Source organism: Bradyrhizobium sp., assembly GCF_019244115.1.
In the GTDB taxonomy this organism is placed as follows: Bacteria; Pseudomonadota; Alphaproteobacteria; order Rhizobiales; family Xanthobacteraceae; genus Bradyrhizobium.
This window is the reverse complement of record NZ_JAFATE010000701.1, coordinates 1-11,735: the sequence shown is the minus strand read 5'-3', so window position 1 is coordinate 11,735 and position 11,735 is coordinate 1. Positions and strand designations below refer to the sequence as shown.

The window sequence follows — 11,735 nt, the reverse complement described above, 5'->3', positions numbered from 1 at the left end:
TATGCTTGTGTTGTTGAAGGCGGCGAGGTCGGATCGTGTCGTTACTGCAAGGGCTGCGCCTTGGCCGGGTCCCACGTCGCGAGCACGCGATCTCCCGGCGTGAACGGATGGGCTTCGAAGGCATCCTCTGGCACATGGGCAAACAGCGCGGTGCCATCGTCGAGCGTCAGCGACAGCGCGACGTAGGAGCCGAGATATTCGGCATCGACCAGGCGGGCAGGGGAGCCGATAATGTCGTCGGCGAGGGCAACGACGGCGAGATGGTCGGCCCTGACCGCGATGCGCTGGCCGGCATCGCTCAGGACATTGTGGCCGCCAATGAACTTGGCCACGAATTCGGTGCGCGGGCGGTTGAAGATGTCGCGCGACGAACCCTGCTGCTCGATCCGCCCGCCATTCATCAGCACGACGTGGTCGGCGAGCGCCATCGCCTCTTCCTGGTCGTGGGTAACCTGGATGAAGGTGATGCCAAGTTCGCGCTGCAGCCGTTTCAACTCGGCGCGCATACGCCCTTTGAGGAACGGATCGAGCGCGGAGAGCGGTTCATCGAGCAGCAGGATCTGCGGCTCGGTGACGAGCGCGCGCGCCAGCGCCACGCGCTGCTGCTGCCCGCCGGAAAGCTGCGACGGCAGCCGCCCGGCGTAGGGGGTCATCGCAACCAGCTCGAGCAGTTCGCCCGCGCGCTTGTGCCGCGCCTTCTTGTCGATGCCGCGCATCTTCAAGGCAAAGGCGACGTTGTCGAGCACGGTCAGGTGCGGAAACAGCGCGTAAGACTGGAACATCATTGCCGTGCCGCGCTTGGCCGGCGGCAGGTCGGTGACGTTGTGGCCGCCAAGGATGATGTCGCCTTCGCTGACGGCCTCGTGGCCTGCGATCATGCGCAAGGTGGACGTCTTTCCGCACCCGGAAGGGCCGAGCAGGCAGCAATAGGTGCCGGCGGGAATCTTGAGGTCGAGCGTATCGACGGCGACAGTCGCGTCGTAGCGCTTGGTGACGGAGACGAGTTCAAGAGCTGCGGGTAATGCCATGCAGGAGCCACGGAATTGCAAAATGCAGCAATGTGTTCGCAAGGCCCATGCCAAGCCGATATCGGTGCGCAAACGACCGAAATCATCAGCAAGGTCAGAACGATAGCTGTTTTGTCGGAGCGTGCGTGGTAACGGCGCGGACGGAGCTTGGAACGATTGCGCAAAAAATAGCCATGCTGCCGCTTAATCGGTCGGTCATCCCTCGAGCAGGTCGGCTGCTTCATTGATTTGAACTCCCAAGCAATCGCACTAAGGCGATGAAAGGGCGGGTTGAAGCCGGGTATGCTGATGCCGTGCGTGTCCGGCGAAATCGGCTTGACATGCGGGCGCACTGCGGCGCGATGGACAGAGCTCTTGAAGGACGCCGAATGGACCTGATCATCCGCAACGCTCGGATTCTGCACGACGCCGAGCTTCATTTCGTCGACATCGGCATCGTCGGCAGCGAGATTGCCGCGATCGAACCAGGCCTTCGGGCGGAGGCCAGCGAGATCGATGCCGCCGGCTGCCTTGTCGTGCCCGGGCTGATCGAGACCCACATTCATCTCGACAAAACCTGCATTCTCGACCGCTGCCGGATCGAGGAAGGAACGGTCGCCGAGGCGGCGCGGCAGATCGCCGCCGCGAAGCGCAATTTCACCGCCGAGGACGTCTACGCGCGGGCGAGGCGGACGCTGGAGCGCTGTATCGTCAATGGCACCATGCGCATGCGCACCCATGTCGAGCTCGATCCCGGGATCGGGATGACCGGGTTTGATGCCATCACTCAGCTCAAGCAGGATTATGCCTGGGCGCTCGACTTGGAAATCTGCGTGTTCCCGCAGGAGGGCCTCACCAACTATCCCGGCACCGAGGAGTTGTTGATCGAAGGGTTGCGGCGAGGGGCGCGGACCATCGGGGCGGCACCCTATTTCGACACCGACCCGCGCGGCCAGATCGACCGCATCTTTGCCATCGCGCGCGAATTCGACGCCGAGATCGACATGCATCTCGATCTCGCCGAGACCACCGAGGGCATGCAGATCGACTACGTCTGCCGCAAGACCGAGGAATACGGCTGGGGAGGGCGGGTCGCAGTCGGACATGTCACGCAGATGTCGCTCGTGCCGCCCGAGCGCTTCAATGCGATCGCACGACGGCTTGCCGACACAGGCGTTGCGGTCACGGTCTTGCCATCGACCGACCTGCATCTGATGGGGCGCCGTCACGATCATGCAGTGCCGCGCGGCGTCGTGCCGCTCGAACCGCTGCGCAAGCTGGACGTCACCTGCTCGATCTCGACCAACAATGTCCAAAATCCCTTCACGCCCTATGGCGACGGATCGCTGATCCGGATGGCGAACCTCTACGCCAATGTCTGTCACGTCGCCCGGCCGGACGATCTCGCCGGCTGCCTCGACATGATCACGGGCGCCGCCGCAAAGCTCTTGCGGCTCGACGATTATGGCATCGCGGTCGGTGGCCTCGCCGATCTCGTCTGCATCGACGCCAAGGATCCCGCCGCGACAATCGCAACGCTCGCGCAACCGCTCTGGGGTTTTAAGCGCGGCCGGCTGTCCTTCACGTGGGAGCGTCCGAAGCTTCATGCGCCGTAGGATCGGCTGTCATCCCTAGCGACCGGGCCAGCAGCCTCTACCGAGGTCATCGCCCGGCCTTGACCGGGCGATCCAGTACGCTGCGGTCTATCCGCTCGAGCACTGCTGCCGCTTCTGGAATACTGGACGCCCAGTTTCGCGGAGCATGACAGCGGAGAGTATGACGAGCATTTTCCAAGGCAAAGTTCAGCGCGCCCGCGGCGCGACTTGCGTCCGGGTCTTGCTCAATCCTTACCCTCTGAATCGCAGAGGGCGCAGGGAAGGCCGGGTGCCCGCCGCACCCGCGGCCCCCGTGCGTAAGAAAAGCACGGGGAAGGAACCACAGGTGAAGGCGGAAACATCCGGCCTTCCCTGCGCAATGGTGTTACGGCTTATACGCGCTCTCCCTGGGAACCGGGCTCTTTTGCTCCCATCGCCCGCACGCTGCTCATGGCGGCTTGCGAACTTGGTGCCAGCGTCGGGGCACCAGGACCACACGATTTCGCCGTCCGCAGCGTCTCAGTCGTCTTGCGCAAAAGCGCCTGAAATTACCGCGTCCATCGCATCCCGCGCCCAACGTTCGTGACGACCGCGAAGCGCCCCTCAATGGGCGCGGGACGAGCGGGAAGATGCTTCTGATTTGCCCGACACGACAAGCGCATCAGGCTGCGGCAGATTGGCGCGACGGGCAGTTCATGCATGACGCACATGCGCGAATTGCCCGTCGTGCAGTGAGATCTGTCGGGTGGGCTAGGCGGTGCGAGTCCAGCGTGAATACTCGCTGTCATGAGCAACGGTGGGCACGGCGCAAACGCGCCTCTTGCCCGCCCTACACAACTACGGATGTGGATCGGGAAATCCGTGGCGCTCTGACAGCGCGGCAAGCATCCTGTCCTTGTCGGCGATGATGGCACGACCATTGTGCGTGCCAGTGTCGCGAGTCATGCCATTCGTTCCAGTCACGCGCGGAGATCGCGCCGCCATCATAAGATCGTAGGATGTGCCGGAAAACAAACTTTGGCGAGCATCGCGGCTGGATCATTGACGCGCATGGCAAGTCGTCGTTGACTGTCGGCGCCGATCTGACGTCCTGACGTTCTCTTGGCAAGAGAGCAGGGCAGCTTCCCCGGGAGGACTGATCTGATGACCTCCAAAGCGCAGGCATCGAAAACCGCGAGGATGGAACGAGATCAACCGAGCGATCGGACGAACGCTGCGTCGCCGTTCGCCGTCACCGTCCGCCACATGCAGTTCAGCATGATCGACGCATTCCGCCATCTGCAGGGCAATGCCCTAGCCGCGCTCGGATTCGGCCCGGATGAAACACCGTATCGCGTGATCACTGCCGGTGCGTTCTGGCGCCTGCGCGACTATGGTTCCGGGACGGAAACCAGCCCGGTGTTGATCGTCGCAGCGCCGATCAAGCGGCCTTACATCTGGGATCTCACGCCCGATGTCAGCGTCGTCAGGCGCTGCCTTGCTGCGGGCTTGCACGTCCACTTGCTGGAATGGCTGCCCGCATCGCAGGACACCTGCGCTGTCGGCATGGCCGATTGCAGCGAGGCCATCGCGACGGCGCTGAAGAGCATCGCCGATCGGGCAGGGAACGCAAAACCGGCCCTGCTGGGACATTCGCTCGGCGGGACGCTCGCGGGGCTGCATGCCGCCAGTGCACCGTCCACCATCGCCGGGCTCGTCCTGCTTGGTTCGCCGCTGTGCTTTCGTCCGGACGAAAGCCCGTTTCGCGATGCGCTGGTGACGCTGGTCCCGGCGCCGGTCGCCGATTCCGATCCCTATCCCGGTTCGATCCTGTCGCAGATGAGCGCGGTCGCCTCGCCCAACACCTTCGTCTGGTCGCGGTGGGTGGATGCCGCACTATCGGCCGCGGACCGCCGCGCCATGAGCATCCATGCCCGCGTCGAGCGCTGGGCGCTCGACGAGGTTGCGCTGCCCGGAAAGCTGGTGAGCGAAATCGTCGAATGGCTCTATCGGGAGAATCGTTTTGGCCGGGGCGTCCTGCAACTCGGCGAGCAGACAATCGGACCCAAAACTCTGTCGGTGGCGACGCTCGCCGTGGTCAACACGGCGGATGCGGTGGCTCCGGTCGATTCCGTCAGCCCGCTCGCCGAGGCGCTGGGCCCGGAGAAATTCACGATCCTGACCTATCCGGGCGAGCCCGGGGTCGCTCTGCAGCACCTCGGCATCCTGGTCGGGCGAGAGGCCCATGCAGAGGCCTGGCCAAAAATCATCGACTGGATCAAGGCCCGGCCCTAAAGCGCGACCGGATTGAATCGCCATCGCGCTTTAGATTTTCGTTTGGCGCATGATCTCCGCGCAAACGCTACACGTTTGCGCGAGGGAAAACCGCTTCGCACTTTTCCGGATCATGCGCTGACGAGCCGCGCGATCACGGCGATGGGGCCGCCGCCCGGGGGTCCCTGATGCTCGGCACCGCCGGACACATAGACGGCACTCGTCCCGGCGAGGCCGGCGATCAATCCGCCGACCGCGGCGCGGGCGTGGCGGGTCGAGCTGATGTCGGTGTCCTCGAGCATGGTGTGACGAGATCCGCGCACCGTCCCGTTCGGCGAGGCCTCGGCCTTGGCGAAGACATTGACCAGTTCGCGGCCGGCCGCCGGCCCGGAGCCGACAGGAACGCCGACGCTGTTCAGCGCATCGATCACGGCGCCGGCGTCGATGGCGTCGCGCATGACGGCGTGGCCGATCTCGAACGGGCTCACCGATGATGCCGAGTTGCCGAGCACGATGACCACGTTGTGCATTAGTTCGATACCGGCCGACGTCGATGCGACAGACGAGAACAGCTCAAAGTTTCGCAGCACGTCATCGTCATGAATGCCCGCATCGATCTCGCCAAGCGCGCGCGCGACGCCGAGCGCGGAAGCGCCGCGCGAATAGGCCATCGAACCGTAAGCGCTGGCCGTAACGGTCTTGGCGCCTCGGCGAGAGGCGGCCTCGACGCGATCGCTGGTGAGGAGAGGGCACTTGATCTGCACAAAATGGACGTCCTGTGGGTTGACGATGCCGGCGTCGGCCATGGCGGCCGCGACCGCCTTGGCGGTTTCCTCGATTTGCGCCAGCCGCCCGAGTTCTTCCGGCAGAAAGTCGCGCGTCTGCGCCATCCCGATGCTAAGGCGCTTGCCGGCGACCTCGGCGTGGTCGCGGCTACTCACCTCCTGACGCGTAAACACGGTAATGTGCGGACTGAGCACTCCCTCGGTACCACCGGACATCACGAAAGCGATCCGCCGCTCGACCTCATGGGGCGGCAGACCGAGATGGGGCGCGAGCGCCGCACACAGCGCGGCGACGGCATACTCCCGCGTAAAGTCGTTGACGCCGCCATTACCTTCGGTCTTGCCCAGGATCGCAAGGATCGACGCCGGATCGAGCTTGCGTTGCTCGATCAGGTTTTGCAGGCCCGAGACATCGCCCGGACCTTTGGTGGCAATGCGAACGACGTCGACGGTTCTGGTGCTCATCGGCGCTTCCTCTCACATATCGGCCGCCCGAACCAAAGAGCTCAAAGGTCGAAGGCGAAATTAATGGTGCCGTCGGCGACACGCAAAAAAAAGCCACACAAAAGAGCTAAATGCCACAGGCCGGTCTTGAATGCGAAAACTGCGCGTCTTGTCGGTGCGGTCAAACAAGCGTCGCATGAGCAGTGGCGGGGAGGCTGTACGCTCCATGACAGAGTTGGCTCCAAGCATCACCTTCAGGCCCCGTGCCAGTGGAGATGGCACCTGGTATGTCGAGGTCGTGAGCCCCGGTATGTCATGTGAGGACGTGGGCGACTTCAGATCGAAGGCATCAGCGGAGGCATGGATCCGCGAGAACCGCGCAAGCTATGCCACCGATCCGGCCTGCGAAGATTGTCTCGCCGATTTGCCGGCGACAGCCTGAAATCAGCCGGCCTCGATGCCAGACGTCGCCTCATGCCGCGCTGGCGTCGGCCGACGCGCCGGCGGACTTTGCCAAACTCATCATTGCGGATGAGGCGTCGCCAACGGCGCTGCTACGCCGGGCCAGCTTGCGGGTTGCTAACCTTTGCGCCCGGCTTGCGAATGCGCGGCACGCCAATAGACGATTCGCATAAGGTATATTATGGAATATTTATTCCATCAGGAGGATCAGGGATTTAGCTCAAATTGTTGGCAAATTTGCCTGGACTTCCGCAGGTTTTCGCGGGCGCTCTCTGCCTCTGGCGGCAATGCAGGCCCGATCACCGAAAGCCGATATTGCCGCCATTCGCGGACGCTGCAATAAGCCTCAGGCATCGACACCGCCTGCGTGGCGTCCGGCAAGAACAACAACAGGGAGAAGACTAATGTTCCTTTCACGTCGCGCCGTCCTGAAGGGCTCGGCCACCGCGATGGTCCTGGGTGGCGTCGGCTTGCCGTTCGTGGCGCGGGCGCAGAGCGCGGAGTTTTCCTACAAATACGCCAACAACCTGCCGGACTCCCATCCGCTCAACACCCGCGCCAAGGAGATGGCGGCCGCGATCAAGGCGGAGACCGACGGACGCTTCGACCTGCAGATCTTTCCCAACAACCAGCTCGGCTCGGACACGGACATGCTGAGCCAGATCCGCTCCGGCGGCATCGAGTTCTTCACGCTGTCCGGACTGATCCTGTCGACCCTGGTGCCGGCGGCATCGATCAACGGCATCGGGTTTGCGTTCCCGGATTACGACACGGTCTGGAAGGCCATGGATGGCGATCTCGGCGGCTATGTCCGCGGCGAGATCGGCAAGGCCGGCCTCGTGGTGATGGACAAGATCTGGGACAACGGCTTTCGGCAGACCACGTCCTCGAGCAAGCCGATCAACGGTCCGGAGGATTTTAAGGGTTTCAAGATCCGCGTGCCCGTCTCGCCCTTGTGGACCTCGATGTTCAAGGCGTTCGATGCGGCGCCCGCCTCGATCAATTTTAGCGAGGTCTATTCGGCGCTGCAGACCAAGGTGGTCGAGGGCCAGGAAAATCCGCTCGCCATCATCTCGACGGCAAAGCTCTATGAGGTGCAAAAATTCTGCTCGCTGACTAACCACATGTGGGACGGTTTTTGGTTCCTGGCCAATCGCCGCGCCTGGGAGGCCGTACCTCAGGATGTGCGCACGATCGTCGCAAAACACATCAACGCGGCGGCCGTGAACGAGCGCGACGATGTGGCCAAGCTGAACGCCTCGTTGAAGGAGGACCTGGCAGGCAAAGGCCTGGTCTTCAACCAGCCTGTCGTGGCCCCGTTCCGGGAAAAACTCCGCGCCGCCGGCTTCTATGCGGAATGGAAAGGCAAATACGGCGATCAGGCCTGGGATCTCCTGGAAAAAGCCGTCGGCAAATTGTCGTAAATCGCTCGCGCGCGGGCAGGGACGGGCCAAAGTCCACAACATGGCGCAAGTGCAGGTCGAAGTAGCGGATATCGCGGCAGGCGAGGCGATCGTGCAGTCCCCTCGCCCGCCTTCCCTGGTGGCAATGATCGAACGGATCGCGGGAAGGCTGGTCGAAATTCCCGCCGCTGCGCTCGTCGTCGCGGAGATCGTGATCCTGTTCGCCGGCGTGGTGGCCCGCTACGGCCTGCGCCAGCCCTTGATCTGGTCGGACGAACTGGCCTCGATCCTGTTCCTGTGGCTTGCGATGCTGGGCGCGGCTGTCGCGTTCCGCCGCACCGAGCACATGCGGATGACGGCGATCGTCGGCGCGGCCGGGCCAGCGCTGCGCGCCTATCTCGATGTGGTCGCGACCTGCGCAGCGCTGGCGTTCCTTGCGATGGTGGTGTGGCCGTCGTGGCAATACGCCTATGAGGAAAGTTTCATCACCACGCCCGCGCTGCAGATCCCGAACATCTGGCGCGCCGCCGCGCTGCCGGTGGGAATCGGCCTGATGATGCTGTTTGCGCTGTTGCGGCTGGCGCGGACCGCAGATGTGAAGATCCTGCTGGCGGCGGTGATTTCGGTGGCGGTGCTGGTTGCCGTGTTCTGGCTGGCGCAGCCATGGCTGAAACCGCTCGGCAACCTCAACCTGGTGATCTTCTTCGTTGGCGTCGCCGGCTTCTGCGTCTTTGCCGGCGTGCCGATTGCCTTCGCCTTCGGCCTTGCCATCTTTGGCTACCTGGCGCTGACCACGCGCACGCCGCTGATGGTGCTGGTCGGACGCATGGACGAGGGCATGAGCCATTTGATCCTGCTCTCGGTGCCGTTGTTCGTCTTTTTGGGACTCCTGATTGAAATGACCGGCATGGCGCGGGCCATGGTGGCGTTTCTCGCCAGCCTGCTCGGCCACGTCAAAGGCGGCCTGCACTACGTGCTGGTCGGCGCGATGTATCTGGTCTCGGGCATATCAGGCTCGAAAGCCGCCGACATGGCGGCCGTCGCCCCCGTGCTGTTCCCGGAAATGAAGCAGCGCGGCGCCCGCCCCGGCGATCTCGTGGCCCTGCTCTCCGCAACCGGCGCGCAGACCGAGACCATTCCGCCGAGCCTGGTGCTGATCACCATCGGCTCGGTGACGGGCGTGTCGATCTCGGCGCTGTTCACCGGCGGGCTGCTGCCCGGCGTGGTGCTGGCGATCACGCTGTCGGCGCTGGTGTGGTGGCGCTACCGGAACGAGGATCTGAGCCATGTCCGCCGCGCCACCGCCGGCGAGGTCGCAAAGACCTTCGTCATCGCCCTGCCCGCCCTCGCCCTGCCCTTCGTGATCCGCGCCGCCGTCGTCGAGGGCGTCGCGACCGCGACCGAGGTGTCCACGATCGGCATCGTCTACGGCGTGCTGACCGGCCTTGTGGTCTACCGCCGCTTCGACTGGCGCAGGCTTCTGCCGATGCTGATCGAGACCGCGGCGCTGTCGGGCGCGATCCTGCTGATCATCGGCACCGCGACCGGCATGGCCTGGGGCTTGACACAGTCCGGCTTCTCGCGGGCCCTGGCCGCCGCGATGACCGGCCTGCCCGGGGGCGGTGCGTCCTTCATCGCGGTCTCGATCGTGGCTTTCACGGTCCTTGGCAGCGTGCTCGAAGGTATCCCCGCGATCGTGCTGTTCGGCCCGCTCTTGTTCCCGATTGCCCGTGCGGTCGGCGTGCACGAGGTGCATTATGCGATGATCATCATCCTTTCGATGGGCATCGGACTGTTCGCGCCGCCCTTCGGTGTCGGCTATTATGCGGCCTGCGCAATCGGGCGGGTTGACCCGGCGCAAGGTATCAGACCAATCTGGGGCTACCTTCTGGCGCTGCTGGTCGGCTTAGTGATTGTTGCAATCTTTCCATGGATTTCGATCGGATTCCTCTGAACGTTTTTCAAGTCGGGAGGTGGCTGATGAGTGCAAAGCAAAACTCCTACGAGATCGGCCTGGACAAGAATCCGGCCAACTATGTCGCGCTCTCCCCCTTGAGCTTCATCGCGCGCAGCGCCGCCGTCTATCCGAACCATCCCAGCGCCGTTTACGAGGGCAAGCGCTTCACCTGGGCGGAGACCTATGACCGCTGCCGGCGCTTTGCCTCCTATCTCGCGAGCAAAGGCATCGGCGAAGGCGACACCGTGGCGGCCATGCTGCCGAACATCCCGGCGATGAACGAGCTGCACTTTGCCGTGCCGATGGCGGGCGCGGTGCTCAATACGCTCAACATCCGCCTCGACGCCTCCTCGATCGCGTTCCAGCTCGACCATGGCGAAGCCAAAATCATCCTGGTCGATCCGGAATTTTCCGGCGTGATCACCGAGGCCATGGCCCAGATGAAGGGGCCAAAGCCGTTCGTGATCGATGTCGACGATGCGGCTTTTGCGGGGGGAAAGCGGATCGGCGAGATCGAATATGAAGCCGCGGTCGCGCAGGGCGACTCGGCCTTCGTGCCCAGGCCTCCAAAGGACGAATGGGACGCGATCGCGCTGGGCTACACCTCTGGCACGACCGGCAATCCGAAGGGCGTGGTGACGCATCACCGCGGCGCCTATCTCAACGCGGTCTCCAACATTCTCGCCGGCCAGCTCGGCCAGCACCCGGTCTATCTCTGGACGCTGCCGATGTTTCACTGCAACGGCTGGTGTTTTCCCTGGACGGTGGCGGCCGCGGCCGGCGTCAATGTCTGCCTGCGCAAGGTCGAGCCGACCAGGATTTTTGCGCTCATCAAGGAGCACGGTGTCACCCACATGTGCGGCGCGCCGATCGTCTACAACACGCTGATCAACGCGCCTGACGCACCCAAGGGCAAGGCAGCAAAGCCCGTGGCCGGGCTGATCGCGGGCGCCGCCCCGCCGGTCGCCGTGCTCGAGGGCGCCGAGAGCATCGGCATCAAGCTGACCCATGTCTACGGGCTGACCGAGACCTATGGCCCCGCCTCCGTCTGCGCCGAGCAGCCGGGCTGGGGCGCGCTCTCCCCCGACCAGCGCGCGCAGATGAAGCGCCGGCAGGGCGTCGCCTATCCGCTGGAAGAGGGCATCACGGTGCTCGATCCCGACACGATGCGCCAGGTGCCGCGCGACGGCGAGACCATCGGGGAAGTGATGTTCCGCGGCAACATCGTGATGAAAGGCTATCTGAAAAACGAGAAGGCAACGCAGGAATGTTTTGCCGGCGGCTGGTTTCACACCGGCGATCTCGGCGTGCTCGACGAGCATGGCTACGTCATCATCAAGGACCGCTCCAAGGACATCATCATCTCCGGCGGCGAGAACGTCTCCTCCGTCGAGGTCGAGGACATCCTGTACAAGCACCCGGCGGTGCTGTTCGCCGCGGTCGTTGCCAAACCCGACCCGAAATGGGGCGAGGTGCCCTGCGCCTTCATCGAATTGAAAGAAGGCGCCTCCGCCACCGAGGCCGACATCATCGGCTTCTGCCGCGGCCAGATGTCCGGTTTCAAGACGCCGAAGGTCGTGGTGTTCGGCCCGTTGCCGAAGACCTCGACCGGCAAGATCCAGAAATTCATGCTGCGCGACCAGGTGCAGTCGGCCAAGGCGATCTCGGCTTAGCTCGGTGCATTCGTCCCCCGCTTGCGGGGGAGGGCCAGGATGGGGGCAATCTCACGAGCGGTGCTCGCGATGCCCCCTCTCCACCTCTCCCCCGCAAGCGGGGGAAAGAGCAGACCGCGCCTGCGGCAACGGTAGAGCTACCAGCCGCAACGGCCC

7 protein-coding genes are annotated in these 11,735 nt (G+C 64.0%); 5 read left to right on the top strand and 2 right to left on the bottom strand.

The features are described from left to right. Positions 1-41 precede the first annotated feature (41 nt). Complete coding sequence (locus tag JOZ76_RS30345) at positions 42-1,028, bottom strand: ABC transporter ATP-binding protein (RefSeq protein WP_291705021.1); 987 nt, start codon at positions 1,026-1,028, stop codon at positions 42-44. A 368-nt stretch (positions 1,029-1,396) separates the two neighbouring features. On the opposite strand from JOZ76_RS30345, the gene JOZ76_RS30340 reads away from it, so the two are divergent. Both JOZ76_RS30340 and JOZ76_RS30335 read left to right on the top strand, forming a co-directional pair. Beyond that, a complete protein-coding gene (locus JOZ76_RS30340) occupies positions 1,397-2,623 on the top strand; it encodes an amidohydrolase family protein (RefSeq protein ID WP_291705019.1) in 1,227 nt (408 codons plus the stop codon). Positions 2,624-3,859: 1,236 nt separating this feature from the next. Continuing rightward, positions 3,860-4,876 (top strand): alpha/beta fold hydrolase, encoded by a 1,017-nt coding sequence (locus JOZ76_RS30335; protein ID WP_291705017.1) that lies wholly within the window; start codon positions 3,860-3,862, stop codon positions 4,874-4,876. A 110-nt stretch (positions 4,877-4,986) separates the two neighbouring features. On the opposite strand, the gene JOZ76_RS30330 is transcribed toward JOZ76_RS30335, so the two are convergent. Further along, positions 4,987-6,105, bottom strand: coding sequence for a ring-opening amidohydrolase (locus tag JOZ76_RS30330; protein WP_291705015.1), 1,119 nt, complete (start codon positions 6,103-6,105; stop codon positions 4,987-4,989). Between the two features lie 845 nt (positions 6,106-6,950). Here JOZ76_RS30330 and JOZ76_RS30325 point away from each other — a divergent pair. Genes JOZ76_RS30325 through JOZ76_RS30315 form a run of 3 tightly spaced genes read left to right on the top strand, consistent with a single transcriptional unit; the run spans position 6,951 to position 11,579 of the window. Continuing rightward, positions 6,951-7,970: a TRAP transporter substrate-binding protein gene (locus JOZ76_RS30325; protein WP_291705013.1), complete on the top strand. Its 1,020-nt coding sequence runs from the start codon at positions 6,951-6,953 to the stop codon at positions 7,968-7,970. 40 nt (positions 7,971-8,010) lie between these two features. After that, positions 8,011-9,903, top strand: coding sequence for a TRAP transporter large permease (locus JOZ76_RS30320; RefSeq protein WP_291705011.1), 1,893 nt, complete (start codon positions 8,011-8,013; stop codon positions 9,901-9,903). Between the two features lie 26 nt (positions 9,904-9,929). Further along, the gene (locus tag JOZ76_RS30315; RefSeq protein WP_291705009.1) at positions 9,930-11,579 is read left to right on the top strand and encodes an acyl-CoA synthetase; all 1,650 of its coding nucleotides are present in this window, start codon (positions 9,930-9,932) and stop codon (positions 11,577-11,579) included. The last annotated feature ends 156 nt before the right edge of the window (positions 11,580-11,735 follow it).

Coding starts and splice junctions, on each gene's coding strand:
- JOZ76_RS30345 (WP_291705021.1), bottom strand. CDS start 1,028: ATGGCATTACCCGCAGCTCTTGAACTCGTCTCCGTCACCAAGCGCTAC.
- JOZ76_RS30340 (WP_291705019.1), top strand. CDS start 1,397: ATGGACCTGATCATCCGCAACGCTCGGATTCTGCACGACGCCGAGCTT.
- JOZ76_RS30335 (WP_291705017.1), top strand. CDS start 3,860: ATGATCGACGCATTCCGCCATCTGCAGGGCAATGCCCTAGCCGCGCTC.
- JOZ76_RS30330 (WP_291705015.1), bottom strand. CDS start 6,105: ATGAGCACCAGAACCGTCGACGTCGTTCGCATTGCCACCAAAGGTCCG.
- JOZ76_RS30325 (WP_291705013.1), top strand. CDS start 6,951: ATGTTCCTTTCACGTCGCGCCGTCCTGAAGGGCTCGGCCACCGCGATG.
- JOZ76_RS30320 (WP_291705011.1), top strand. CDS start 8,011: ATGGCGCAAGTGCAGGTCGAAGTAGCGGATATCGCGGCAGGCGAGGCG.
- JOZ76_RS30315 (WP_291705009.1), top strand. CDS start 9,930: ATGAGTGCAAAGCAAAACTCCTACGAGATCGGCCTGGACAAGAATCCG.